We start from the raw sequence: 22,748 nt of genomic DNA on the forward strand, positions 1-22,748 counted from the left end.
ATGGGCGCTGCGAAAGACACACGGCCGGTGCTGGTGGCCGGCGGCGGCATCGGCGGGCTGGCGGCGGCGCTCGCGCTGGTGCGCGAGGGTTACCGCGTCAAGGTGATCGAGCAGGCCGGCCGGATCGGCGAGATCGGTGCCGGCATCCAGCTGAGCCCGAACGCCTTCGCGGCCTGCGATGCCCTCGGGGTGGGCGCGCAGCTGCGCGCCAAGGCGGTCTACACCGACGAGATGGTGATGTTCGATGCGCTCGATGCGCGGCGCGTGGCGGGCATCTCGCTGGCCGACGCTTTCCGCGAGCGCTTCGGCAATCCCTATGCGGTGATCCATCGCGCCGACATCCACGGCGCGCTGCTCGACGGCGTGCAGTCGGCGCGCGACGGCCAGATCGAGTTCCTGACCTCGACCAAAGGCGTGAAGATCGAACAGGACGCGGAGGGCGTGACCTTGATCGACGCGCAGGGCGGGCGCCACGAAGGCCAGGCGCTGATCGGCTGCGACGGCGTGCGCTCGGTGGTGCGCCAGCAGTACGTGGGCGACGGCATCCGGGTGTCGGGCCACGTGGTGTTCCGCGCGGTGGTCGACACGGCCGAGTTCCCCGAGGCGCTGCGCTTCACCGCGCCGTGCATCTGGGTCGGCCCCAACTGCCACCTGGTGCACTACCCGCTCAAGGGCGGCGACAAGTTCAACCTGGCCGCCACCTTCCACAGCGACCGGCCCGAGGAGTGGGGCTCGATGGACGGCGACCCGGCCGAGCTGCTGCGCTTCTTCGCCGGCACCTGCGAGCGGGTGCAGCAGATCCTGCGCGTGCCCAGGGCCTGGAAGCGCTACTCGACGGCCGATCGCAACCCGATCGAGCAATGGACCTTCGGCCGCGCCACCCTGCTGGGCGATGCCGCGCACCCCATGGTGCAGTACCTCGCGCAGGGCGCCTGCACGGCCTGCGAGGACGCGGTCACGCTCGGCCTCGCGCTGCGCCGCGAACAGGGCGACTGGCCGCGCGCGCTCGCGCTGTACGAGCGTTCGCGCGTGGCGCGCACCGCGCGCGTGGTGCTGTCGGCGCGCGAGATGGGGCGCATCTATCACGCCAAGGGCGTGGAACGGCAGGTGCGCAACAGCATGTGGAAGGGCCGGCCGCAGGAGCGCTTCCACGACGCGCTCGAATGGCTCTACGGCTGGAGCGCCGAGCACTGCCTGGATCTCGACGAGGCGCTCGCGTGAGAGCCATCGCCGAATCCGCGGGCACGGGCGGTGCCGCCGAAGTGCGCGCGCCGATCGACATCCCCGCGCTGATCGACAGCCATCCGGTCAGCAGCTTCCAGCGCTGGATCCTGGTGCTGGTGGGCTGCGCGGTGGTGATGGACGGCTTCGACGTGCAGGCGATGGGCTTCGTGGCGCCCGCGATCGTGCACGAATGGGGCATCGAGAAGGCCGCGCTGGGCCCGGTGTTCGGCGCCGGCCTGCTGGGCATGCTGGTCGGCTCGCTGGTGCTGAGCATCTGCGCCGACCGCTTCGGCCGCCGGCCGGTGCTGATCGCGGCCACGGTGTTCTTCGCGCTGTGCATGCTCGCGACCACCGGGGTCCACACGCTGGGCCAGCTGCTCGCGATGCGCTTCGTCACCGGCATCGGGCTGGGCGGCATCATGGCCAACGCCAGCGCGCTGGCCAGCGAGTACAGCCCGCACCGACGGCGCGTGACGCTGATGATGTGGGTCTCGTGCGGCTTCACCGGCGGCGCGGTGCTTGGCGGCGCGATCAGCGCGCTGCTGCTGCCGCTGGGCGGCTGGCGCGCGGTGTTCGTGTTCGGCGGCGTGGTGCCGCTGGTGATCGCCGCGCTGATGCTGCGCTACATGCCCGAATCGATGCAGTTCCTGGTGCTGCGCGGACGCAGGCTCGACCGCGTGCAGCAATGGCTGCGCCACATCGCGCCCGGCGTGCCGGTGGATGCCGCCAGCCGCTACGTGGTGCACGAGGCGAAGCAGGACGGCGCGCCGGTGGCCGAGCTGTTCCGCGGCGGCCGCGCGCGCGCCACGCTGCTGTTGTGGGGCATCAACTTCCTCAACCTGCTGAACCTGTTCTTCCTCGCCAACTGGCTGCCCACGCTGGCGGTCGACGCGGGCTACAGCGCGAACGTGGCGGTGGCCGCCGGAACGCTGCTGCAGGTGGGCGGCGTGGTGGGCACGGTGGCGATGGGGCCGCTGATCGACCGCGTGGGCTTCTACCGCGTGCTGGTGCCGGTGTTCGCGCTCGCGGTGCTGACCATCGCGCTGATCGGCCAGCCCGCGCTGCCGCTCGCGGCCATGCTGGCGGCGGTGGTGGTCAGCGGCTTCTGCATCGTCGGCGCGCAGCCGGCGCTGATCGCGCTGGCCTCGAGCGTTTACCCGACCACGGTGCGCGCCACCGGCATGGGCTGGAGCCTCGGCATCGGCCGCGCGGGCTCGATCGCGGGACCGCTGGTGGCGGGCTGGCTGATCGGGCTGCACTGGTCGAACGGCGCGCTGTTCGTGGCGGCGGCGCTGCCCGCGCTGCTGTCGTGCGCGATGGTGTTCTGCATGGGGCGGACTGGATTCACGAATAGCGCCACGGTGCGCGAAGGAGAGAGAGCATGACGAATGGAACGGCGACGAGGCCGATGGATGGCGGCGCGGCGGTGCTGGCGGCCCGCGTGCTGATGGCCGCGATCTTCCTGATCGCAGGCGTGCGCAAGCTCATGACCTATGGCGCCACGCTCGGCTATTTCGCCAAGCTCGGCATCCCGCTGCCCGACGTGGTGCTGCCGCTGACCATCGCGCTCGAGATCGGCGGCGGCCTGCTGCTGGTCGCGGGCTGGCGCGTGAAGTGGGTGGCGGGTGCGCTCGCGCTCTTCACCCTCGCCACCGCCTTCGCGGCCCATGCCTTCTGGGCGGCCGACGCGGCGCAGTTCAATGCGCAGCTCAACAACTTCCTCAAGAACGTCGCGATGGCGGGTGGCTTCCTGCTGCTGATCGTGCAGGCCCGCGCCAGGGACACTGTGCGCTGAGCGGAAAACTGCTTTCCGTTGGCGGCATGGCAGCGCGCACTGGCGCGCGGGAGACTCGCGGCGGGCGCCTCGCGTCCCGAATCCGAAAGCCCGACCCCATGACCCATTCTTCCTTCGTCTACAACAGCGCGCCCCAGCGCGTGGTCTTCGGTGCCGGCGCGCTGCGGCACCTGGCGCGCGAGATCGAGGCGCTCGGCGCGCGCCGCGCGCTGGTGCTGTCCACGCCCGAGCAGCGGCCGCAGGCCGAGCGTATCGCGGCCCTGCTCGGCGACCATGCGGCCGGCGTGTTCGACCGCGCCGTGATGCACGTGCCGATCGAGACCGCGCGCGAGGCGCGCGAGGTGGCGCGGCGGCTCGATGCCGACTGCGCCGTGGCCATCGGCGGCGGCTCGACCACCGGCCTGGGCAAGGCGATCGCGCTCGATTCGGGGCTGCCGATCCTCGCCATTCCCACCACCTATGCGGGCTCCGAGATGACGCCGATCTACGGCATCACCGAGGCCGGCCTCAAGAAGACCGGCAAGGACGCGCGCGTGCTGCCGCGCACCGTGATCTACGACCCCGAGCTCACGCTGAGCCTGCCGGTGGCGATGAGCGTGACCAGCGGCATCAACGCGATCGCGCATGCGGCCGAGGGCCTCTACGCGGTCGATGCCAATCCGATCATGGACCTGATGGCGGTGGAGGGCATCGCCGCGCTGGGCCGTGCGCTGCCCGTGCTGCGTGCCTCGGCCCAGGACGTGGCGGCGCGCGGCGATGCGCTGTACGGCGCATGGCTGTGCGGCACCGTGCTCGGCAACGTCGGCATGGCGCTGCACCACAAGCTCTGCCATACGCTCGGCGGCAGCTTCAACCTGCCGCATGCGGAAACCCACACCATCGTGCTGCCGCATGCGCTGGCCTACAACGCCGCGGCGGCGCCGCGCGCCATGGAACGCATCGCCGGCGCGCTCGGCGGCAGCAGCGCGGCGCAGGCCGTGTACGAGCTCGCGCGCGACAACGGCGCGCCGGTGGCGCTGTGCGACATCGGCATGAAGGAAGCCGATCTCGACGTGGCCTGCGCGCAGGCGCTGCAGAACCAGTATCCGAATCCGCGGCCGCTGGAGCGCGACGCGATCCGCGCGCTGCTGCAGAACGCCTGGGAAGGCGCGCGGCCCTGAGCGGCGGGACCTTCGCGCCTTGCGCGCGAGGTCCGTCTGCCGCTCTCAGTTCGCGGCCGCTTCGCCGCCCGCGGGCTGCGTGCTGGCCACCGAGGGCACGCCCTGCAGCTGCTGCACTTCGGCCAGGTAGGCCGGGCTGTTGCGCAGGCGCTCGTAGGCGGCCGTGCGTTGGCGGAAATCGGGGTTGGTGCTGTCGATGCCGTCGATGCGCGCGTACTGGTTGAGGCCGGCGCGGGTCCACAGCGCGAGGTCGGCCTTGACTTCGGCACGGCTCAGCGCGCCCGCGGCCACGTTCTCGCCGGCTTCGCTGCCGACCCATGCTTCCTGCGGTGCCTGGGCCACGGTCTTCGAACGGTCCAGGTCGGCGCGCACGTCGGTGCGGCTCAGCGCGCTGCCGGTGGTGGCGATCGGCGCGCCCACCCAGGCTTCGGCCGGCACGGTCTGGGCCGAGGCGGCGCCGGCTGCGAGTGCGAGAGCGGAGAGGGCGATGAGTTGCTTGGTGTTCATGGTGAGAGTCCCTTCGGATGTCTGTGTGGGCGGCGGACATTCGTCGTTGCCACGGGATGCAGTGTGAAACCGCATCGTGGTTTGCGCTGTGCGTTTGCGCACTGCTTTCGATCGATCGCGCGCGGGCCGTGAACCCCACTGGCAGTGGGGAGAAACGGGGATGAGGGCTCAGGCCGTTCGCACCGCGTACAGCACCGCCAGCGGCTCGGTGCGCCCGCGCACCGCGAGCATCTCGGGCGCGCCGAGCGCCTCGGCCGCGCCGGCCTGCTGCGCCGCGAACAGCGAGAGCACCAGCCGCGCCGAGGCCTTCTTCGAATGGTCCTGCAGCCGGCTCGCGGTGTTGACCACCTCGCCGATCGCCGTGAAGGTGGTGGTCTCGAGGTAGCCGACCTCGCCGACCGCGGCGCGGCCCGCGTGCAGGCCCATGCCGAAGTCCAGCCGCTGGCCGAACTGGGCCTCGAAGCCCTCGCTCCAGGCGTCCATGCGCTCGCCGATCAGCGTGGTGGCGCGCAGCGCCTGGCGGCAGGCGGTGGCGAGGTCGGTCTCGAGGCCGAAGATCGCCATCACGCTGTCGCCGATGAACTGGTTGGGCACACCGCCGGCCTCGCGCACGGCGGCGCCCACGGTGGCGAAGTAGCGGTCGAGCACGTAGGCGAGGTCGAAGGGCCACTGGCGTTCCGACAGCCCCGACCAGCGCCGCAGGTCGACGAACAGGATCGCCACGTCGCGCTCGTGGCCGAAGCTGCCCACGGGCGCGGGCCGGCCCTCGTTGGGGCGCGGCGCGAACAGCGGCGTGACCTCGATGTCGCCGCGCGGGCGCAGCTGACAGGCCAGGCGCACGTCGGCCGGCGCGCGCACGCGTTCGAGCGTGCGCTGCTCGTCGCGGCCCGGCGGGTCGACGTGGCCGGCCGGGCCGTTCACGCGCACGCGGCAGGTCGAGCAGCGCGCGCGGCCGCCGCAGGCCGACAGGTGGGCGATGCCGTGCGAGCGGCTGGCCTCGAGCACGCTCCAGCCGCGCGGCACGTGCACCGTGCGCTCGGGATAGCGCAGCGCGACCGAGGGCCGGCCCGACCAGCGATAGAAGGCCGTGCGGCCCCAGCGCGCGAGCAGCAACGCGGCCAGCGCCAGTGCATAGAAGAGCTTGATGTTGCGCTCGATCGCGCCGAGCGCGCGTGACTGCTCGGCAGTCGGGACCACCGTCGGCGGCACGCCGGTCCACTGGAACTCGCGCCCCATCGAGACGAAGCCCAGGGCGGCCAGCAGCGGCAGCACGACGGCGATGGCCAGCAGCAGGTGCGAGAAGCGGCGGTACCAGGGCTGCACGCGCAGCGCGAAGTGCAGGCCCAGGCAGCCGTGCGCCCAGGCCGCGAGCATCAGCGCGAACTGCGCGCTCGCGCCCGGCAGGTCCCACAGGCCCCAGACCACGCGCGCGTACGAGCCATCGATGCCGTAGAGGGTGTGGGCGCCGCGCATCGCCGTCAGGTGGGCGGCCAGCAACAGCGGCAGCGAGAAGCCCAGCAGCACGCGCAGGCCCTCGAGCGGCGGCATGCGCAGCGTGCGCCGCTCCCACAGCGCGACCACGGCCAGCGCCAGGTGCGCCAGCGCGGCGCCATACAGCAGCAGGGTGCCGGGCAGGCTGTGCCAGAAGGCGCGCAACTGGTCGAGCACCGCCTCGGCCCGGGCGAAGGAGGCGATGCCCAGCGCATGGTTGAGCAGGTGCAGCGTGACGTAGGCCATCAGCACGATCCCGCTGGCCCAGCGCAGGTTGCGCCGCGTGGGCGTTCTCAGGGCGGATGGGGAACGTCTTTGCATGCGGCGGGTCGGAAGGGCACCCGAGCATAATGCGCGGCGCCCACCGACCCGGCATGGCCTCCACCACACCTTCCCCGTCTTCCGCCCCGGCTTCGGCCGCCCCGCGTTCCAGCCTCGCGCTGCGCCAGATCGCGCTGCTCGCGGGGCTGTCCGACCAGCGCCTGGACCAGCTCGCGCAGCAGTGCCTGTGGCACAGCGTGGCGGCCGGCAAGCCGCTGCTGCTGCGCGCCGAGCAGCAGGGCGAGGTGTTCCTGCTGGTCTCGGGCCGCGTGCGCGTGACCACCTATTCGGCCAACGGCCGCCAGGTGACCTTCCGCGATTCCGAGGCCGGCGAGCATTTCGGCGACATCGCCGCCATCGACGGCGGGCCGCGTTCGGCCGACGTGGTCACGCTCGAACCCTGCGTGGTCGCCAGCCTCGACCGCGCCGCCTTCCTGGCCCTGCTGCGCGACGAGCCGCTGGTGGCCGAGCGCGTGATGCAGCGGCTGGCCGCGCTGGTGCGCCAGCTCAGCGAACGCGTGATCGACCTGAGCACCCTGGGCGTGCAGAACCGGCTGCATGCCGAACTGCTGCGGCTGGCACGCGGCGCCGGCTTCGACGGCAACCAGGCGCGGCTCGAGCCCGCGCCGCGCCACGCGGCCCTGGCCAGCCAGATCAGCACCAACCGCGAGCAGGTCACGCGCGAGCTCAATGCGCTGGTGCGCAGCGGCGTGCTGCGCAAGGACGGCCGCGCGCTGGTGCTGGAAGACGCCGGCCGATTGGAGCGGATGGTGGCCCAGGTGCGCGGCGACGCGTCCTGAGCCTGCGCGAGATCAGTTCCAGCGGCCGGTCGTGCCGCCCACGCTGAAGCGGCCCGCGCCCAGCAGCACCACGGCGAGCGCGCCGAACAGGTACAGGCCCTGCAGTTCGAGCGCCCAGCCGCCCTGCTTGGTCAGCGCGAAGAAGTCGCCCATGTGCACCAGGCCGAAGGCGAACAGCATGTTGACCACCACCACGGCGGCCGCGGCGCGGGTCCAGAAGCCAGCGATCAGCAGCAGCGGCGCGACGATCTCGCCCACGTAGACCAGGTAGGCCAGGCCGCCGGGCAGGCCGGACTTGGCCAGCATGCCGGCGATGAAGCCGACCCCGGCCGAGAGCTTGAAGATGCCGTGCAGCAGTACGAGCACGCCGATGGCGACGCGCAGCAGCAGCTTGCCGGCGTCGTCGCCGTTGGCGAGGGTGGGGGCGGCGAACGACGAAGCGATCGGCGCATGCGTGGTGGCGGCCTGGGTGTTCATGGCGGTTCCTCGAGCGGTCAGGATAGGAAAGGACTGCGCCCGCCCGCGGGATGCGGGCAGGTCCGTTTCCAGTGTGCGCAGGAGGCGGCGGGCCGGTCGGTGCGTTTACGCACCTTTTTTCGAGAAAGCGGCTCGGGCGAGCGGATCAGCGGCCCAGGAAATGCCCGGTCCACTTGCGCTCGTAGTCCATCTTGTGGAAGTGCGCGGCCATGAAGTCGATGAAGCTGCGCACCTTGGCCGACAGGTGCTTGCGGCTCGGGTAGGCCAGGTTGATGCGCAGGTGCGGCAGGTCCCAGTCGTCGAGCGTGGGCACCAGCCGGCCGGCCACGATGTCGTCGTAGACGATGTAGGTGGGCTGCACCAGGATCCCCATGCCGTCGAGCGCCGCGGCGCGCAGCACCTGGCCGTCGTTCGATTCGAGCAGCCCCTGCACCGCCACCGTGCGGACTTCACCGTCGCGGCCGGTGAAGCGCAGCTCGTTGGGGTTGTTGGCGTAGGTGTAGATCAGGAGCTTGTGCTGCAGCAACTCCTCCAGCGTCTTCGGGAAGCCGTGCTGCGCGAAGTAGCGCGGCGAGGCCGCGAGGATGCGCCGCGTCTCGCCGAGGCGGCGGATCGTCACGTTGGAATCGGGCTCGTACTCGCGCGTGCGGATCGCCACGTCGATGTTGTTGTCGATCAGGTCGAAGTAGCGGTTGGCCGCCTCCACGTGCACCTTCACGCCGGGGTAGCGCTGGGTGTACTCGCGCAGCAGTGGCGCGATGTGGTGGATCGAGAACGACAGCGAGGCCGTGATGCGCAGCGTGCCCGTGGGCTGCAGCGCGGTGGCGTTGACGGCCGTCTCGGCATCCTCGAGGTCCGACAGGATGGTGCGCGCGCGGCCGCAGAACTCGCGGCCGGTGTCGGTCAGGTAGAGCCGGCGCGTGTTGCGCTCGACCAGCCGGGCGCCCAGCCGCGCCTCGAGCGCGCTCAGGTGGCGGCTCGCGGCCGCGTTCGACAGCCCCAGCGCCTCGGCGGCGCGGCTCAGGCTGCCGGCGTCGGCAATCTGCACGAGCAGGGCGATTTCGGTCCAGCGGTCCATGGGTGTCTCCGGCGAGCGTCTTTTTCGGGCTGCGCGATTTTGTGCCAGGCGATGGGTCGACCGTTCCGCTGGGCGGAAAAATCATTTGCGCCAAGGTGCTTTGCGCCCATCGGTCCGACGCCTAGAGTCGGCGAACCCCTCGAACGAATGGAGACAGCCGCCATGCGCAATCTCAACCAGGACAACATCACCCAGGCCGTGCTCGCGCGCTTCGCCGACACCCCGAACCCGCGGCTGCACGAGATCGTGACCAGCCTGGTGCAGCACCTGCACGCCTTCGCGCGCGAGGTGAAGCTGACCGAGGCGGAGTGGAAGCAGGGCATCGACTACCTGACGGCCACGGGCCGGATGTGCGACGACACGCGCCAGGAGTTCATCCTGCTGTCGGACGTGCTGGGGCTGTCGATGCTCACGATCGCGATGAACAACGACAAGCCCGCGGGCTGCACCGAGGCGACGGTGTTCGGGCCCTTCTACGTCGAGGGCGCGCCCGAGTACGCGCACGGCGACGACGTGGCCAACGGCGCGGCCGGCGAGCCCTGCGACGTCAGCGTCACCGTGCGCGGCCTCGACGGCGCGCCGGTGGCCGGTGCCGTGGTCGACGTGTGGCAGGCCGACGCGGGCGGGCACTACGACGTGCAGCATCCCGAGCTCGGCCATGCCGAGAACCGCGGCCGCCTGCACACCGGGCCCGACGGCGCGCTGCATTTCCGCAGCGTGCTGGCCGAGGCCTACCCGATCCCGACCGACGGCCCGGTGGGCCAGCTGCTCGATGCCACGAAGCGCCATCCGTGGCGGCCCGCGCACCTGCACTTCATGATCCAGGCGCCGGGCTACGAGCGGCTCATCACCCACGTGTTCCGCGAGGGCGACCAATGGCTCGATTCCGATGCGGTGTTCGCGGTGCGCGAATCGCTGGTGGCGCCCTGGACGCGGCAGGCCGATGGTCGCTGGCGGCTCGATTTCGACTTCGTGCTGAACCCGCTGGCGCCGTCGCCGGCGACCGGTGCGGCGAAGGCCGTGGCCCAGCCCGCATGACATCCACCCCCCGACAGGAGACGCAGGGAATGAACGACACGCTGCAGCAGGAGCTGCTGATCCGCCGCATGATCGAACGCTGGGCCGTCTGGCGCGATGCCGGCGACTGGGAGCGCTTCGCCACCGTGTGGCATCCCGAGGGCGTGATGATGGCGACCTGGTTCCAGGGGCCGTTCGCCGAGTTCATCCGCGTCACGCGGGAAGGCTGGGCCAAGGGCGTGAGCATCCTGCACTTCCTCGGCGGCTCGGCGATCGAGCTGGCGGGCGAGCGCGCCATCGTGCAGACCAAGATGACGATCTCGCAGCGCGGCCCGGTCGAGGGCGTGCCCTGCGACGTGGTGTGCACCGGCCGCTTCTACGACTTCGTGGTGCTGCACGAGGGGCAGTGGAAGTTGCTGCACCGCCAGCCGATCTACGAGAAGGACCGCATCGACCCGATCGACCCGGCCGCCAGCGTGACGCTCGATGCCGCGAAGCTGGCCGAGCTGCCCGAGGGCTACCGCCACCTGGCCTACATCCAGCAGCGCATCGGCTACACGGTGAAGCTCGACATGCCGATGCTCAAGGGCCCGGCGGTCGAGGCGCTCTACCAGCGCGGCGCGCGCTGGCTCGCGGGCGGCGTGCTCGAGGGCTGAGCCGGGCCGGATCGGGGCCGCAGCGGCCCGAGCGCCTTCCTGCTACGCTCGCCGGGGCCCGCCGCGACGACGGGCTTTTTTTCGCGCGCCCTTCCTGCCCATGGTCTTCCCCCTCATCACCGACCCGCACTTCTACGCGGTCGCCATTCCCGCCGTGCTGCTGCTCGGCATCAGCAAGAGCGGCTTCGGCGCCGGTTTCGGCTCGCTCGCGGTGCCGCTGATGGCGCTGGCGGTCACGGTGCCGCAGGCCGCGGCGATCCTGATGCCGCTGCTGCTGCTGATGGACCTGCTGGGGCTCGCGGCCTTCCGGCGCGACTTCGACCGTTCGCTGCTGAAGTTCCTGATCCCCTTCGGCCTGCTGGGCACGGTGATCGGCACGCTGCTGTTCCGCGCGCTGTCGGCGCACACGGTGGCGGGCATCGTGGGCGTGTTCACGCTGCTCTTCCTGGCGCAGCGCGTGCTGTTCCCGCCCAAGCCGGACGATCCGCTGCCCTCGCGCGGCATCGGCGCCGCGCTGACCACGGTGTCGGGCTTCACGAGCTTCATCGCGCATGCGGGCGGGCCGCCGATCAATGCCTACGTGATCCCGCTGCGGCTGTCGCCGGTGGTGTTCACGGCCACCATGGCCTACTTCTTCTTCGTGGTGAACCTCAGCAAGTGGATCCCCTACGCATGGCTGGGCCTGATCGACCTGCGCACGCTGGCCACCTCGCTGGCGCTGATGCCCTTCGCGCCGCTGGGCGTGTGGGTCGGCATCCGCATCGCGCGGCGCATCGACGCCACCTGGTTCTACCGCTTCGTCTACCTGGGCATGCTGCTGACGGGGCTCAAGCTCGTCTACGACGGCTTCGTGGCGGCCTGAGTCCCCGCCGCGGCGCTCAGAATTCGACGATCGACTTGAAGCCGCCGAAGATCATGCGCCTGGCGTCGAAGGGCATGGTCTTCGGGTCCATCGCCGCGATGCGCGGGTCGGCCATCACCTTGGCGTTGACCGTGTCGCGGTGCTTGCGCGACTTGTAGACGATCCACGAGAACGCGACCACCTCGTCGGCCTTGAGCTTCACGCTCTGCGGGAACGAGGTCAGCTTGCCGGGCTTGACGTCGTCCGCGACGCACTCCACGTATTCGAGCGCGCCGTACTCCATCCAGACCTTGCCGGCCTTGCGCGCCACCTTGCGGTAGGCCTCCACGTTCTTGGCGGGAATCGGCACGATGAAACCGTCGACATAGCGAGCCATGGGAACACTCCTTGAAAAGAAGGGAAAGAGAAACAGAAACGGCGGCCGGCCCAGCAGCAGCCCGTCAGGACGTTGCCGCGCCATTCGCCGCGCTCCCGGGGCCCGCCGCTTCCTCGTTGTTGTGCATCTGCCCCGGCATGGCGGAGCGAAGCAGCAGGGCGCCCAACAAACCCGCCACCGCCGCGAACACGGCGCCGACGAGAAATGCCATCTGGTAACCGCCGGTGAGCGCGAGCGGCGTGCTCGCGCCGGCCGCGAGCATCGAGCCGGTCTGCGCGGCCGCGATGCTCGCGAGCACCGCGAGGCCCAGCGCGCCGCCCATCATGAACGCGGTGTTGACCACGCCCGAGGCCAGGCCCGATTCGCTAGGGCTCACCTCGCTCATCGCGGCCAGCAGCAGCGGATTGAAGGCCATGCCGGCGCCCAGGCCCAGCAGCAGCATGCCGGGCAGCACGTCGATCGCGAAGCGGCCGTCGACCGGCGCGCGCGCGAACAGCGCCAGCCCGATGGCCGCGAGCCACAGGCCCGCCGCGAGCGGACGGCGGATGCCGAAGCGCATCACGATCTTCGCCGACAGCCCGAGCGAGAACACGGCCATGATGACGTTGGCCGGCAGGAAGGCCAGGCCGATCTGCATCGGCGTGTATTCGAGCACCAGCTGCATGTAGAGCGCCGAGATGAAGAACCAGGCGAACATCGCCGCGGCCCACAGCACGCCCACCACGTTCGAGACCGAGACGCTGCGCAGCCGGAACAGGCCCAGCGGCATCAGCGGATGCTTCACCCTGGCCTCGATGGCGATGAAGATCGCGAGCAGCGCGACCGCGGTGCCGAGCAGGCCCAGCGTCTGCGCCGAGCGCCAGCCGGCCTCGTTGCCGTTGACCACGCCGTAGACCGCGAGCATCAACGAGAGCGTGACCGTGACCGCGCCGGCCACGTCGAGCTTCTCGCCATGGGCCTGGCCGCGCGCGCTCGGCAAGAGCGCGATGCACAGCGCGTACACGGCTACGCCGATCGGCAGGTTGACCAGGAAGATCCAGTGCCAGCTCAGCGAGCTGGTGAGCAGGCCGCCGAGCAGCACGCCGATGCTGCCGCCGCCGGCGCAGACGAAGCCGTAGACGCCCATTGCCTTGGCGCGGTCGGCCGGCTCGGTGAAGAGGTTCATGATCAGCGAAAGCGAGACGGCCGACACGATCGCGCCGCCCAGGCCCTGCACCGCGCGCGCGGCGATCAGCAGGCCCTGCGTGGTCGAGATGCCGCAGGCCAGCGAGGCCAGCGTGAACAGCACCAGCCCGGCGAGGAAGACGCGGCGGTGGCCGTAGAGGTCGCCGAGCCGCCCGCCCAGCAGCAGGAAGCCGCCGAAGGTCAGCATGTAGGCATTGACGACCCACACCAGCGAGGTCTCGGTGAAGCCGAGGTCGGTGCGGATCGAGGGCAGCGCGACGTTCACGATGGTGGTGTCGAGCACGATCATCAGCACGCCCAGGCACAGCACCATCAGGGCGAGCCAGCGCTTGCGGTTGTCGAGGGATTCGGTCATGGAAAGGATTCCTCAGGGGCCGGGCGGCGCGCCGCCCGGCGGATGGTTGTGGCGTTCTTCGTCAGACGAGGGAGGCGCCGCCGTTGATCAGCCAGGGCGTGCCGTAGCGGTCGGTCACCATGCCGAAGCCCTCGACCCAGAAGGTCTTCTCGAACGGCATGCCGACCTGGCCGCCTTCGGCGAAGGCGTCGAACACGCGCTTCGCCTCGGCGACCGTCGGGTAGTTGAGCGCGACGCCGAAGCCCTTCATGCCTTCGTACGGCATGCCCGGCATGCTGTCGGAGGCCATGAGCGTGCTGTCGCCGACCACGAGGCTGGCGTGCATCAGGCGGCTCGCGGCCTCGGGCGGCATGTTGGCGGCCTCGGGGCTGTCGCCCACGGTCATGAGCATTTCCATTTTTCCGCCGAGCGTCTTCTCGTAGAAGCGCATGGCCTCGGCCGCGTTGCCGTCGAAGGTGAGATAGGCGTTGAGGAGCGACATGGGAGTTCCTTCGTGAGTGGGTGGATGGGAGAACGGGAGGGGGACAGGCTCAGGATCCCGCCGGCTTCTCGGCCGCGGTCTTGAGGTTGGCGAGGCCGGCTTCGAAGTCCTTGCCGATCAGGGTGTCCATGTCGAAGACGAGGCCCATGAGCTTGGAGATGTAGGGCGCCGGGCCGTGCATGGCCCAGGTGACCTGGGTCGCGTCGCCCTGCGGCTGGAAGCTGAAGTCGGCGGTGTTGCGGGCCTCGAAGGGCTTGAGGAAGTCGAGCTTGATCGAGACCTTGGTGGGCGAGGCCTCGAGGATCTCCATGCGGCCGGCGCCGGCCTTGTCGTTGCCTTCCCAGGCGTAGGTCGCGCCCGGGCCGCTGGCGGCGCCGCCGAAGCTGCGCTTCATGGCCGGATCGAGCTTCTCGTAGGGCGACCACTCGTTCCAGCGGTGGAAGTCGGCGACCAGCGGCGCGATCCGCTCGGGCGGTGCCTGGATGCGCGCGCTGCGCTCGACGCGGAAGCTGTCGGGGCGCGTGGCCGCGTACAGCAGGACGCCGGCGATCAGCACGACGAGGAGGAGGGCGATTTTCTTGAACATGGAGATCCGGGAGGAAAGGGCGCGGGGTCTTGCGGGGCGCGGCTTCAGTGGCCGACCACCACCATCCAGCCCACGCCGAAGCGGTCGCCGACCATGCCGAAGCCCGGCGAGAAGAAGGTGGCGATCAGCGGCTGCATCACCTGGCCGCCGTCGGCCAGCGCGTCGAACCACTTGCGCGCATCGGCCTCGGTCGGCGCGGTGATCGCCAGCATGATTCCCTTGAACTCGGCCTGGCCCGAGCAGCGGCCGTCGGAGGCCATGAGCTCGGTCTCGCCGATGCGCAGCACCGCATGCATGACCTTGTCGGGACCGGGCATGGCGCCGGCGCAGCCGTCCGCGTCGGGCGGCATGTCGGCGGGGGCGTCGCTGTAGCGCATGAGCTGCACGACCTCGGCGCCGAGCGCCTTCCCATAGAACGCGATGGCCTCGTCGCAGCGGCCTTCGAACGAGAGATAGGACTGGACTTTCATGGCAATTCCTTTTCGCTGGTGCGGTTATTCCGTGGGCGCCGTTGGGCGAAAAAGGCCCTGGCGAATACGATGGCACTACTTTGTGTACACCGTCCACAAAGAATAGCAAAGATAATGGACACTGTCCACATCGAAAAATCGTAGTCCGAGAAAGAAGGAAATGGTCCGCAACGCCGCCATCGCCGCCGAATCCGCGCCGCCCTCGCGCTCCACCTACCGCCACGGCGACCTGCGCCGGGCCTTGCTGGACGCGGGCATCGAACTGGCGCGCGACGGCGGCCCCGATGCCGTGGTGCTGCGCGAGGCCACGCGCCGCGTGGGCGTGGTGCCCAACGCGGCCTACCGCCACTTCGCGAGCCGGCACGAACTGCTGCTGGCGGTGCGCGGCGCCGCGCTGTCGGCCGCGGCACGTTCGATGGAGAAGGAACTCGGTGCGATCTCGCACGACCAGCCGCCGGCCGACTACGCGCGCGCCTGGGTGCGGGCGATCGGCTCGGGCTACCTGCGTTTCGCGCAGGACGAGCCGGGGCTGTTCCGCACCGCCTTCGTGATCTCTTCCGACGAGGCGCGCGGCACCATCGGCCCCTCGAGCGCGGGCGCGAGCGGCATGGACCCGTTCCAGCTGCTGGGCTCGGGCCTGGACCGGCTGGTGGAGGCCGGCGCGCTCGATCCGGCGCGGCGCCCGAATGCCGAGTACCTGGCCTGGTCGGCGGTGCACGGGCTCGCGCTGCTGATCATCGAGGGCCCGCTCAAGGAGGCCGACCCGTCGGTGCTGGAGCCGCTGACGCTGCGGCTGCTGGAGATGGTGGAGCTGGGCCTGCAGTAGGCGCGGCGCTCAGAGGCTCAGAGATAGACCTTCTGCAGCAGCTTGATCAGCGTCTCGCGCTCGCGCGCGCTGAGCCGCGCGCTGGCATCGAGCTCGAGCTGGATCACGGCCTGCTCGGCCTCGCGCACGAGCGCCTCGCCGGCCGGCGTGAGATGCAGGCCGACCGCGCGGCCGTCGTGCGGATGCGGCTTGCGCTCGATCAGCGCGCGCGCGTCGAGTTCGGCCACCAGGCTCACGAGGTTGGGCGGCAGGATGTCGAGCGTGCTGCAGATCTGGCGCGAGGTGGCGCCCGGGTTGTGCGCCAGCAGCGAGAGCACCGAGAAGTCGATCTGCTTGAGCTTGAAGGCCGCCATGCGCTTGGCGAACAGCGCGCTCACCACCAGCCAGGCGCGGCGCGCGTTGTAGCCGACCAGGGTCTCGAGCACGCGCGCGTCGAGGCGGTCCGTCCTGCCGAGCGGCGCGGCGGCCGCGTCGCTCTTCGCGCCCTTGGGGTTGGCGGATTTCGGGGAGGTGGGCATGCCGCAAGCGTAACCGCGAGCGGGGCCCCGAAGGGCCGGGCCGGTGGCGACTTGGCGACAGCCCGGCGCCGGCTCAGGACTCCGCGGTGAAGCCGATCTTCTTCACCAGCGGGCCCCAGCGCTCGTATTCGGACTGCAGCGACCGGCGCATCTCCTCGGGCGTGGAGCCCTGCGCGATCAGGCCCACCGACAGCAGGCCGTCGGCCACGGCCTTGTCCTTGAGCGCGGCCTGGATCGCGCCGCTCGCGGCGGCGATCACCGGCGCGGGCGTCTTCGCGGGCGCGAAGAAACCGAACCACTCGTCGGCCACCAGCTCGGGGAAGCCCTGCTCGGCGAAGGTCGGCACCTCGGGCAGGTAGGCGGCGCGCTGGGCGCCCGAGGTGGCGAGCACGCGCAGCTTGTTGGCCTTGACGAAGGGCAGGTAGTCGCCGCTGGGCGTGAGGCTCGAGGCGATCTGGCCGCCCACCACGTCGTTGACCGCCGGCAGCGAGCCGCGGTAGGGCACGTGGCGCAGGTCGGCGCCGCTGTTGAGGCCCAGCAGCGCGCCGAGGAAGTGCGGCGTGGAGCCCGCGCCCGGCGAGCCGTAGCTGGCCTGGCCCGGGTTGGCCTTGGCCCAGGCCACGTAGTCCTTCAGCGTCTTCACGCTGGCCGGCACCATCGGGCCGACCGCCAGGCCGTGCGTCATCACCGCGCCGATCGAGACCGGCGCGAAGTCGGCCAGGCCGTAGCTCAGCTTGCTGTAGATGTAGGGATAGGTCGACAGCGCCGAGGCCTGCGAGAGCGCGAGCACCGAGCCGTCGGCCGGCGCGCTCTTGAGCGAGTCGAGCGCGATGCGCCCGCCCGCGCCGGGCTTGTTCTCGACCACGGGATTGAGCTTGGTGAAGTCGGTGCCGCCGAGCTTGTCGGCCACGCGGCGCGCCACGCTGTCGCCCGCGCTGCCGGCCGGGAAGCCGTAGTAGATCTTCACCTGCTGGGCGACGATCTCGGCCAGCGCGGCCAGGGGATGCTGCAGGGCGCCGAGCGCGGCTGCGCCGCCGAGCGCCGTCACGAACTGACGTCGGTTGGTCATGGTCTTGTCTCCGGTGGTGTTGCTGGGGCTTATCGCGGCGCCATGCGCAGTGCGCCGTCGAGGCGGATCACCTCGCCGTTGAGGTGGCCGTTGGTCACGACGTGGCAGGCCAGCTCGGCGAATTCCGAGGGCTGGCCCAGCCGCGGCGGGAACGGGATCGAGGCCGCGAGCGACTGCTGCACCGGCTCGGGCAGCTCGAGCAGCAGCGGCGTGGCGAACAGCCCGGGCGCGACGGTGCAGACGCGGATCGCGTGTTGCGCGAGGTCGCGCGCCATCGGCAGGGTCATGCCGACCAGCCCGCCCTTCGAGGCGCTGTAGGCCTGCTGGCCGACCTGGCCGTCGAAGGCCGCGACCGAGGCGGTGAACAGCATCACGCCCTTCTCGCCGTTGGCGAGCGCCGCTAGCTTCGCGCAGCGCGCGGCGAACAGGCGCGCCATGTTGTAGCTGCCGATCAGGTTGACGTTGACCACGCGCACGAAGTCCTCGAGCGGCGCCGGGTTGCCGTCCTTGCCGACGATGCGCTTGGCGCTGCCGATGCCGGCCACGTTCATCAGGATGCGCGCCGGGCCGTGCGCGGCCTCGGCCCGGTCGAGCGCGGCGCTCACGCTCGCGGCATCGGTGATGTCGCAGGCGCAGGCGACGCCGCCGATCTGGTCCGCGACCTTCGCGGCGAGCTCGGCATTGCGGTCGAGCAGCGCCACCTTCGCGCCCAGGCGCGCGAGTTCGCGCGCGGTGGCCTCGCCGAGGCCCGATGCGCCGCCGGTCACGAGCGCGGCCTGTCCTTCGATCTTCATGGGTTCGTCTCCAGAGATGGGAAAAAAAGCCTCAGCGCGGCCGCAAGGTGAAGGGCAGCGTGCCGTCGTGCAGCGCCTCGACCAGCGCGGCGCGGTGCTTGAGCACGGCGCGCTGGTTGATCGAGCCCTTGTCGGTGACCTCGCCCTTGTCGATCGAGGGCGGCTCGCTCATCAGGTGCAGCCGCGCGATGCGGTTGGCGCTGCCGGTGCTCGCGGCCGCGAGCTGGTCCAGCACCTGCTGGAAGTGCGCCTGCACCGGCGCGCTCTCGAGCACCTGCCGCATGCTCGCGCCGGCGTCGAGGCCCGCGAGCTGGCGCACCTTCTGCGTAGGGAAGACCAGCGCGCCGACCTCCTTGAGGTTGATGCCGGTCAGCACCGCGTCCTGCACATAGGGCGAGCCGGCCGTCGCGATCTTCGCGCGCAGCGGGCCCACGCTCACGAAGGTGCCGGTGGCGAGCTTGAAGTCCTCGGCGATGCGGCCGTCGAAGCGCAGGCCGCGGTGGATGTCGGCGTCGTCGATCCACTTGACCGCGTCGCCGGTCGAGAAGAAGCCTTCCTCGTCGAAGGCCTCGGCCGTGGCCTCCGGCGCGCGCCAGTAGCCGGGCGTGATGTTGGGACCGCGATAGCGCACCTCGGTCTTGCCGTCGACCTCGATCAGCTTGAGCTCGATGCCCGCCGCGGGCAGGCCGACGTCGCCCGACTTCACGTCGGGGCCGGTCACGTAGAGCGCGAACGGGCCCGATTCGGTCATGCCCAGGCCGGTGCCCATGACGATGCGCTCGCCGACCTCGGCCTCCTGCGTGCGGTGCAGGCTGTCCCAGACCGGCTGCGACAGCGCCGCGCCCGAGTAGAAGAACATCTTCACGCGCGACAGCAGGTTGCGCCGTAGCACCGGGTCTGTCTCCATCGCCTGCGCGATCGCCTCGAAGCCGGTCGGCACGTTGAAGTAGATGGTGGGCGCGATCTCGCGCAGGTTGCGCAGCGTCTCGGCCATGCCGGTGGGCGTGGGCTTGCCCTCGTCGATGTAGAGCGTGCCGCCGTTGTCGAGCACGATGCCCACGTTGTGGTTGCCGCCGAAGGTGTGGTTCCACGGCAGCCAGTCGACCAGCACCGGCGGCTCGTCGCCCAGCGCCGGGATCGACTGGCGCAGCTGCTGCTGGTTGGCGCACCACATGCGGTGCGTGTTGACCACCGCCTTGGGCATCTTGGTCGAGCCCGAGGTGAACAGGAACTTGGTGATGGTGTCGGGGCCGGTGGCCTGCATCGCGGCGTCGATGGCCGGCGTGGGCACCGTCGCCGCCAGCGCGTCGAACGAGGTGGTGGCGCGCCCGGGCAGCTCGCCTTCGGCCAGCACGATCTCGACGCCGGCATCGGCCGGCAGCGTGGCCTCGATCGCGCGGGCATAGCGCGCGGCGTCGGCCGCGAACACCAGGCCCGGCGTGAGCGTGGCCAGCACATGGCGCAGCTTGTCGAAGTCCTGGCTCACGAGCGAGTAGGGCGGCGAGACCGGGCAATAGGGCACGCCCGCGTAGAGGCAGCCGAGCGCGAGCAGCGCGTGCTCGATGCCGTTCTCGCTGAGGATGGCCACCGGGCGCTCGGCATCGAGGCCGCGCGCGAGCAGGGCCTGGCCGATCGCGCGCGCCTTGTGCAGCGCCTCGGCATAGCTCACGCGCAGCCAGTCGCCGGTGCCGCCGTCGGGCAGCCGCGCGCGGCGCGCGATGAAGGTGCGCTCGGGCGCGGCCTCGGCCCAGTGGTGCAGCCGGTCGGTCATGCGCTCGCGGTAGGGGCGAAGCGGCGTTTCCGCGCGCAGGTACTGCGTGCCCGGCGCGCCGTCGCGCAGCAGCGCGCGCGTGACGCCGAAGGCGAGCGGTCGGTATTGGATGGCCGTCATCGGGGCGCCCGTGCGTGAGTGGATGAGTGAATGAAGAGGGCCTCAGCCCTTGCTGACCTTGGCGCCGCGGCCTTCGAGGAAGTCGCGCACGCGCTGCTTGGCCTCGGGCGCGGCCTGCACGATGCCGGACATCAGCGCCTCGGTGAAGAAGCCGTGGTCGGCCGGCTGCTCGGCGATGCGCGGCAGCGCGTGCATCAGCGCGTAGTTGGTGAGCGGCGCGTTGGTGGCCACACGCTTGGCGAGCTCGAAGGCCTTGTCGAAGGCCGTGCCCTCGTCGACCAGGTACTGCGCGAAGTTGGCGCGCTCGCCTTCCTCGGCGTTGTAGACGCGGCCGGTCATCATCATGTCGGTCATGCGCGCCACTCCGATCAGCCGGGGGATGCGCACCGAGCCGCCGCCGCCCACGAAGATGCCGCGCGAGCCCTCGGGCAGCGCATAGAAGGTGCTGCGGTCGGCCACGCGGATGTGGCAGGCGCTCGCGAGCTCGAGCCCGCCGCCGACCACCGCGCCGTGCAGCGCGGCGATCACCGGCACCGGGCCCTTCTCGATGCAGTCCAGCGCCGCATGCCACAGGCGCGAATGGGCGAGGCCCTGGCCCGCGTCGCGCTCCTTGAGTTCGCTCAGGTCGAGGCCGGCGCAGAAGTGCGGGCCCTCGCCGTCGATCACGGCCGCGCCCACGCTGGCGGGCAGGTTCTGGAAGGCATCGCGCAGCGCGAGGATCAGGCCGTCCGACAGCGCGTTGCGCTTGGCGCCGCGCGTCAGGCGAATGATGGCGACGTCGTCGCGGAGTTCGATGTGGAGGTCGGAAGAGGTCATGTTGCGTTCTGGATTGAAGCGGATTATGGTTATGTGAAATAATCAATTCAAGGCATTCGACGATGCCGCGGACTAGGGACTTTCCCGTAAAGGAGACGATGAAGTGGACCACCAGAACCTGATCGCGATCGATATCCACACCCATGCCGAGGTGAGCTGCTGGAACCCGTTCGACAACTACGGCGAGGAGTACGACCGCGCGGCCGACAAGTACTTCGGCTCGAACCGCCGCCCGACGATCGAGGAGACGGTGGCCTACTACCGCGAGCGCAAGCTGGGGCTGGTGATGTTCATGGTCGACGCCGAGTCGAACATGGGCCGGCGGCGCATCCCGAACGAGGAGATCGCCGAGGCGGCGCAGAAGAACGCCGACATGATGATCGCCTTCGCGAGCATCGATCCGCACAAGGGAAAGATGGGCGCGCGCGAGGCGCGGCGGCTGATCGAGGAGCACGGCGTCAAGGGCTTCAAGTTCCACCCGACGGTGCAGGCCTTCCATCCCTACGACCGCATGGCCTGGCCGCTCTACGAGGTGGTGGCCGAGTACGGCATGCCCGCGATCTTCCATACCGGCCACAGCGGCATCGGCTCGGGCATGCGCTGCGGCGGCGGCCTGCGGCTCGAGTACAGCAATCCGATGCACCTGGACGACGTGGCGATCGCCTTCCCCGACATGCAGATCGTGATGGCGCACCCCAGCTTCCCCTGGCAGGACGAGGCGCTGAGCGTGGCCACGCACAAGCCCAACGTCTGGATCGACCTCTCGGGCTGGAGCCCCAAGTACTTTCCGAAGCAGCTGGTGCAGTACGCCAACACGCTGCTGAAGGACCGCGTGCTGTTCGGCAGCGACTACCCGCTGATCACGCCCGAGCGCTGGATGAAGGACTTCGAGGTCGCGGGCTTCAAGCCCGAGGTGATGCCGGGCATCTTGAAGGGCAACGCGGTGCGGCTGCTGCGGCTCGACGCCGCCGCTGCGGCCTGATCAGTCCGCCTTGCGCGCCGGGCCCGCCGGCGCGGCGGCGTCGTTCCAGTGCTGCTCCCACAGGGCGTCGCCGCGTTCGAGCGCGGCGCCCAGCTCCTTCCTGCGCCGCTGCACGACCGCGGTGACCAGCGCATTGCACAGCGAAAAGGCGGCCGTGTAGGAATCGAAGGGCGAGGCGCTCGAGGTGCGCACCAGCATCAGATGGTCGGCCGAGGCGGCCGCGGCCGCCGAGGGGCTGTCGGTGATCACGATCACCTTCGCGCCGCGTTCGCGGAAGTAGGCCGCCGCGCGCGCCGTGGCCAGCGAGTGGCGCCTGAAGGTGACCGCCAGCAGCACGTCGTTCTCGCCGACCCACAGCAGCTGGTCCTCGAGCGGCAGCGCCGCCGTGCCGGCCAGCGGCCGCACCTCGGGCAGGCACAGGTTCAGGTGCAGCGCCAGGTGGCCCGCGATGGCGGCGGCATGCCGGTGGCCCAGCACGTGCACGCGCGCCTTGCGCTGCACCAGCAGCCGCACGGCGGCCTCGAAGGCCACGGGATCGATGGCCGCGAAGGTCGAGCTCAGGTTGTGCTGGTCGTGCAGCAGCGCATTGGCCAGGCAGGTGCGCACCGAGGCGTCGTCGACGATCACGGCATCGGCGCGCGTGGCGGGCGAGGCCAGCCGCGCCGTGACCTCGGAGCGGGCCTCGAGCTGCGCTTCCGCGTAGCTGGGATAGCCGAGCTTGGCGAGCAGCCGCACCACGGTCGAGGCGCTGGTGCCCACCTTCTTTGCAAGGCTCGTTGCAGATTCGAGCAGGCCCTGGGGATAGCGCGTCTGCAGTTCCTCGATCAGCCGCTGCTCGCTCTTGGTGAGCTTGCGGCCGTAGCCCGAGATGCGTTGGTTGAGGTTCATGGTAGCCGGGCATTCTGCCCGCGCAGGGGTCGCGATGGGCTTCGATTTTGCAATGGTTATTGCAAAAATGTGACGACCTTGCAAGAATGCACGCACATTCAGGCCCCATCCCTTCCCGATTCC

Annotated in this window: 25 protein-coding genes; 10 read left to right on the top strand and 15 right to left on the bottom strand. The window is 70.6% G+C overall.

What is annotated here, in order from left to right; translation table 11 throughout:
* The 4 genes from ACEN9J_RS25330 to ACEN9J_RS25345 all read left to right on the top strand — a co-directional run bounded on the left by ACEN9J_RS25330 (position 1) and on the right by ACEN9J_RS25345 (position 4,179).
* On the top strand, positions 1 to 1,221 hold the full coding sequence (locus ACEN9J_RS25330) for a 3-hydroxybenzoate 6-monooxygenase (RefSeq protein WP_413762380.1): 1,221 nt from the start codon (positions 1 to 3) through the stop codon (positions 1,219 to 1,221).
* Positions 1,218 to 2,609, top strand: coding sequence for an MFS transporter (locus ACEN9J_RS25335; RefSeq protein ID WP_413762381.1), 1,392 nt, complete (start codon positions 1,218 to 1,220; stop codon positions 2,607 to 2,609). Before ACEN9J_RS25330 ends, ACEN9J_RS25335 begins: the two co-directional genes overlap by 4 nt.
* A complete protein-coding gene (locus ACEN9J_RS25340; RefSeq protein ID WP_413762382.1) occupies positions 2,606 to 3,019 on the top strand; it encodes a DoxX family protein in 414 nt (137 codons plus the stop codon). Before ACEN9J_RS25335 ends, ACEN9J_RS25340 begins: the two co-directional genes overlap by 4 nt.
* Positions 3,020 to 3,117: 98 nt before the next feature.
* Positions 3,118 to 4,179 (top strand): maleylacetate reductase, encoded by a 1,062-nt coding sequence (locus tag ACEN9J_RS25345; protein ID WP_413762383.1) that lies wholly within the window; start codon positions 3,118 to 3,120, stop codon positions 4,177 to 4,179.
* A 45-nt stretch (positions 4,180 to 4,224) separates the two neighbouring features.
* Here ACEN9J_RS25345 and ACEN9J_RS25350 read toward each other — a convergent pair whose 3' ends face one another.
* Positions 4,225 to 4,686 (bottom strand): hypothetical protein, encoded by a 462-nt coding sequence (locus ACEN9J_RS25350; protein ID WP_057596606.1) that lies wholly within the window; start codon positions 4,684 to 4,686, stop codon positions 4,225 to 4,227.
* A 168-nt stretch (positions 4,687 to 4,854) separates the two neighbouring features.
* The gene (locus ACEN9J_RS25355) at positions 4,855 to 6,498 is read right to left on the bottom strand and encodes an adenylate/guanylate cyclase domain-containing protein (RefSeq protein WP_413762384.1); all 1,644 of its coding nucleotides are present in this window, start codon (positions 6,496 to 6,498) and stop codon (positions 4,855 to 4,857) included.
* Positions 6,499 to 6,551: 53 nt separating this feature from the next.
* On the opposite strand from ACEN9J_RS25355, the gene ACEN9J_RS25360 reads away from it, so the two are divergent.
* Positions 6,552 to 7,298: a Crp/Fnr family transcriptional regulator gene (locus ACEN9J_RS25360; protein ID WP_057596614.1), complete on the top strand. Its 747-nt coding sequence runs from the start codon at positions 6,552 to 6,554 to the stop codon at positions 7,296 to 7,298.
* A gap of 12 nt (positions 7,299 to 7,310) precedes the next feature.
* Here ACEN9J_RS25360 and ACEN9J_RS25365 read toward each other — a convergent pair whose 3' ends face one another.
* Together ACEN9J_RS25365 and ACEN9J_RS25370 are read right to left on the bottom strand one after the other, a co-directional pair.
* Entirely contained in the window at positions 7,311 to 7,775 is a 465-nt protein-coding gene (locus ACEN9J_RS25365; RefSeq protein ID WP_413762385.1) for a DoxX family protein, read from the bottom strand.
* A 145-nt stretch (positions 7,776 to 7,920) separates the two neighbouring features.
* On the bottom strand, positions 7,921 to 8,853 hold the full coding sequence (locus ACEN9J_RS25370) for a LysR family transcriptional regulator (protein ID WP_057596609.1): 933 nt from the start codon (positions 8,851 to 8,853) through the stop codon (positions 7,921 to 7,923).
* 162 nt (positions 8,854 to 9,015) lie between these two features.
* On the opposite strand from ACEN9J_RS25370, the gene ACEN9J_RS25375 reads away from it, so the two are divergent.
* The 3 genes from ACEN9J_RS25375 to ACEN9J_RS25385 all read left to right on the top strand — a co-directional run bounded on the left by ACEN9J_RS25375 (position 9,016) and on the right by ACEN9J_RS25385 (position 11,388).
* Complete coding sequence (locus ACEN9J_RS25375) at positions 9,016 to 9,891, top strand: intradiol ring-cleavage dioxygenase (RefSeq protein ID WP_413762386.1); 876 nt, start codon at positions 9,016 to 9,018, stop codon at positions 9,889 to 9,891.
* Positions 9,892 to 9,920: 29 nt separating this feature from the next.
* Complete coding sequence (locus ACEN9J_RS25380) at positions 9,921 to 10,526, top strand: nuclear transport factor 2 family protein (RefSeq protein WP_413762387.1); 606 nt, start codon at positions 9,921 to 9,923, stop codon at positions 10,524 to 10,526.
* A 100-nt stretch (positions 10,527 to 10,626) separates the two neighbouring features.
* Positions 10,627 to 11,388, top strand: coding sequence for a sulfite exporter TauE/SafE family protein (locus tag ACEN9J_RS25385; protein ID WP_057596611.1), 762 nt, complete (start codon positions 10,627 to 10,629; stop codon positions 11,386 to 11,388).
* 16 nt (positions 11,389 to 11,404) lie between these two features.
* On the opposite strand, the gene ACEN9J_RS25390 is transcribed toward ACEN9J_RS25385, so the two are convergent.
* The 5 genes from ACEN9J_RS25390 to ACEN9J_RS25410 form a co-directional block, all read right to left on the bottom strand.
* Complete coding sequence (locus tag ACEN9J_RS25390; protein ID WP_057596612.1) at positions 11,405 to 11,764, bottom strand: DUF1428 domain-containing protein; 360 nt, start codon at positions 11,762 to 11,764, stop codon at positions 11,405 to 11,407.
* A 64-nt stretch (positions 11,765 to 11,828) separates the two neighbouring features.
* Complete coding sequence (locus ACEN9J_RS25395) at positions 11,829 to 13,304, bottom strand: DHA2 family efflux MFS transporter permease subunit (RefSeq protein WP_296799158.1); 1,476 nt, start codon at positions 13,302 to 13,304, stop codon at positions 11,829 to 11,831.
* Positions 13,305 to 13,365: 61 nt separating this feature from the next.
* Complete coding sequence (locus ACEN9J_RS25400) at positions 13,366 to 13,785, bottom strand: VOC family protein (RefSeq protein WP_057596445.1); 420 nt, start codon at positions 13,783 to 13,785, stop codon at positions 13,366 to 13,368.
* Between the two features lie 49 nt (positions 13,786 to 13,834).
* The gene (locus ACEN9J_RS25405) at positions 13,835 to 14,371 is read right to left on the bottom strand and encodes an SRPBCC family protein (protein ID WP_413762388.1); all 537 of its coding nucleotides are present in this window, start codon (positions 14,369 to 14,371) and stop codon (positions 13,835 to 13,837) included.
* A gap of 44 nt (positions 14,372 to 14,415) precedes the next feature.
* A complete protein-coding gene (locus ACEN9J_RS25410; RefSeq protein WP_413762389.1) occupies positions 14,416 to 14,841 on the bottom strand; it encodes a VOC family protein in 426 nt (141 codons plus the stop codon).
* Positions 14,842 to 15,001: 160 nt separating this feature from the next.
* On the opposite strand from ACEN9J_RS25410, the gene ACEN9J_RS25415 reads away from it, so the two are divergent.
* Positions 15,002 to 15,667, top strand: a complete 666-nt coding sequence (locus ACEN9J_RS25415; protein ID WP_057596448.1) for a TetR/AcrR family transcriptional regulator — start codon at positions 15,002 to 15,004, stop codon at positions 15,665 to 15,667.
* Between the two features lie 17 nt (positions 15,668 to 15,684).
* Here the strand turns inward: ACEN9J_RS25415 and ACEN9J_RS25420 are convergent, their stop codons facing one another.
* The 5 genes from ACEN9J_RS25420 to ACEN9J_RS25440 all read right to left on the bottom strand — a co-directional run bounded on the left by ACEN9J_RS25420 (position 15,685) and on the right by ACEN9J_RS25440 (position 20,755).
* Positions 15,685 to 16,185 (bottom strand): MarR family winged helix-turn-helix transcriptional regulator, encoded by a 501-nt coding sequence (locus ACEN9J_RS25420; RefSeq protein WP_057596449.1) that lies wholly within the window; start codon positions 16,183 to 16,185, stop codon positions 15,685 to 15,687.
* Positions 16,186 to 16,258: 73 nt separating this feature from the next.
* On the bottom strand, positions 16,259 to 17,254 hold the full coding sequence (locus ACEN9J_RS25425) for a Bug family tripartite tricarboxylate transporter substrate binding protein (RefSeq protein ID WP_093347478.1): 996 nt from the start codon (positions 17,252 to 17,254) through the stop codon (positions 16,259 to 16,261).
* Between the two features lie 29 nt (positions 17,255 to 17,283).
* Positions 17,284 to 18,048: an SDR family NAD(P)-dependent oxidoreductase gene (locus tag ACEN9J_RS25430; RefSeq protein ID WP_057596451.1), complete on the bottom strand. Its 765-nt coding sequence runs from the start codon at positions 18,046 to 18,048 to the stop codon at positions 17,284 to 17,286.
* Positions 18,049 to 18,079: 31 nt separating this feature from the next.
* Positions 18,080 to 19,939, bottom strand: coding sequence for a feruloyl-CoA synthase (locus ACEN9J_RS25435; RefSeq protein ID WP_413762390.1), 1,860 nt, complete (start codon positions 19,937 to 19,939; stop codon positions 18,080 to 18,082).
* 42 nt (positions 19,940 to 19,981) lie between these two features.
* Positions 19,982 to 20,755, bottom strand: coding sequence for a crotonase/enoyl-CoA hydratase family protein (locus tag ACEN9J_RS25440; protein ID WP_057596453.1), 774 nt, complete (start codon positions 20,753 to 20,755; stop codon positions 19,982 to 19,984).
* Positions 20,756 to 20,858: 103 nt separating this feature from the next.
* Here ACEN9J_RS25440 and ACEN9J_RS25445 point away from each other — a divergent pair, with 103 nt between their 5' ends.
* Positions 20,859 to 21,737, top strand: coding sequence for an amidohydrolase family protein (locus tag ACEN9J_RS25445; protein WP_057596454.1), 879 nt, complete (start codon positions 20,859 to 20,861; stop codon positions 21,735 to 21,737).
* On the opposite strand, the gene ACEN9J_RS25450 is transcribed toward ACEN9J_RS25445, so the two are convergent.
* Positions 21,738 to 22,625 (bottom strand): MurR/RpiR family transcriptional regulator, encoded by an 888-nt coding sequence (locus tag ACEN9J_RS25450; RefSeq protein WP_261213479.1) that lies wholly within the window; start codon positions 22,623 to 22,625, stop codon positions 21,738 to 21,740.
* Between the last annotated feature and the right edge of the window lie 123 nt (positions 22,626 to 22,748).

The organism is Variovorax sp. Varisp41, from assembly GCF_047325085.1.
GTDB lineage: Bacteria > Pseudomonadota > Gammaproteobacteria > Burkholderiales > Burkholderiaceae_C > Variovorax.